General features: G+C 64.1%; 1 protein-coding gene and 1 pseudogene. Both read right to left on the reverse strand.

The features are described 5' to 3' along the window. Positions 1-659, reverse strand: a pseudogene (locus tag WEB61_RS16315) (cytochrome P450); the annotation flags it as partial. 70 nt (positions 660-729) lie between these two features. Beyond that, the gene (locus WEB61_RS16320; protein WP_368065400.1) at positions 730-1,428 is read right to left on the reverse strand and encodes a TetR/AcrR family transcriptional regulator; all 699 of its coding nucleotides are present in this window, start codon (positions 1,426-1,428) and stop codon (positions 730-732) included. Positions 1,429-1,584: the final 156 nt, after the last annotated feature.

Below are 1,584 nucleotides of genomic sequence, written 5' to 3' on the forward strand. Positions count from 1 at the left end.
GGCGTCTCGAAATAATCGGGATCGCCGATCCGCTCCACCGTGTCCGACCAGTGGATGAGCTTGTGGCGGTCTTCTTGCGGCACGTTGAAAAGCGTGGCGAGCGTGCGGCCGGTGAGTTCGACCGAAACCTGGCGCACCCAGTTGAATTCCTCGCCGCGCGGCAGCGCGTCGAGGATAAGACCGGCGCGCTCGCGGATCACCGGCTCCAGCTCGGCGAGGTTCTGCGGCGTGAACATGGGCTGCACGACCTTGCGCTGCTCGTCATGCTTGGGCGGGTCTTCCATGATGAACATCGGGAGATAGGTCAGGGGATCGGGCTCGCCTTCGAGAGGCAGGCCGCCCAGCCTGATGCCGCCATTGCGGATGTCGGAGGAGAATATCTTGTGGTTGGTGTCGACATGCATGATGTCTTCGTATTTCGTCACCGACCAGTAGCGGCCATAGGGGCCGCTCTCGGAGAGATGGACGGGATCCTCTTTCCGCAGCCGTTCGAAATAGGGCAAGGTCTTGTTGGCCGCGAAAAGATCGTCATGCGCGGGATCGAGCTCATCGAGCGGGATCGACCAGGGATCCCTGTCGACATCGATCTTCCATTTGGCGGCGAGATCGGCGTTCTTGCGGGTATAGTCCCGGCCGATCGCTACATGGTCTTCGCTCATGAGCCTTCTCCCTGATTTTCTGCCTTCGTTTTACATCTAATGCGCGGAAAAGAGGAATCGAGTCACGATATCAGGATCGGGGAAAACCGGCCGCCTCCGCTTTCACCGCGTCGATACGCCGCTCCCCTGCGAGTACGCCCCGCGTGAGCAGGGTTGCAACTTCACCGGCCGTCGCCGCGATGCGGGCCCGGTCGTGACGTTCGGCCCAGGTGACCGAGTATTCGGTGGCGGCAAGCATCGCCCGAGCGACAGTCGCCGCGTCACAGGGCGCGAATTCGCCGGCCGCCATGCCGCCTTTCAGGCGGGCCGCGAGCCAGCCGAGAAGCTTTTCGCGCTGCCGCCAATAGGTAGCCATGCGCGCATCGTCGAGGCTGCCATGCGCGAGAAGCCATGTGCAGTCATAGGGCGCGGCGCATAGCTGCTCGACATCGAAGCACAGGTAAAGCCAGAGCCGGGCGGCCTCCGACAGCTCTGCCCGCGCGAGCTTTCGCTGCATGGCAAGCGCGGGCGCGAGCACGCCCTCGATCATCGCATGGACGATCTCGTCCTTGGACGGGAAGTAATAATAGAGCGATGCTTTCTGGAGCCCGGCCTCGGCCGCGATCTCGCGCACCGACGCCCCGGCGATGCCCTTGGCGCGAAAGAGCCTGGCGGCCGCCGCGACGATGTCGGCCTTCGGATCGGCCGAAGAAGGTGCCGCGCCGGCACGCGGACGGCCGACGGCGCGGCTTGCCGGTTTCCGTTTACCGCTGCTGGCCTTCGCGCTCAAATCCGCCCTGCCCTTTTCGCCGGAGATCGGGGCGAAGTTAGCACGGGAACGCTCGAGACGGACAATGCGCGGCGTTACTCGCCCGCCCGCTCCCAGATCAGCGTTTCGCCGAAAAGCGGAATGCCAACATAGGGCCTGAGCTTCAGCCGGTTCGCG

Source organism: Parvibaculum sp. (assembly GCF_040882025.1).
Lineage (GTDB): Bacteria > Pseudomonadota > Alphaproteobacteria > Parvibaculales > Parvibaculaceae > Parvibaculum.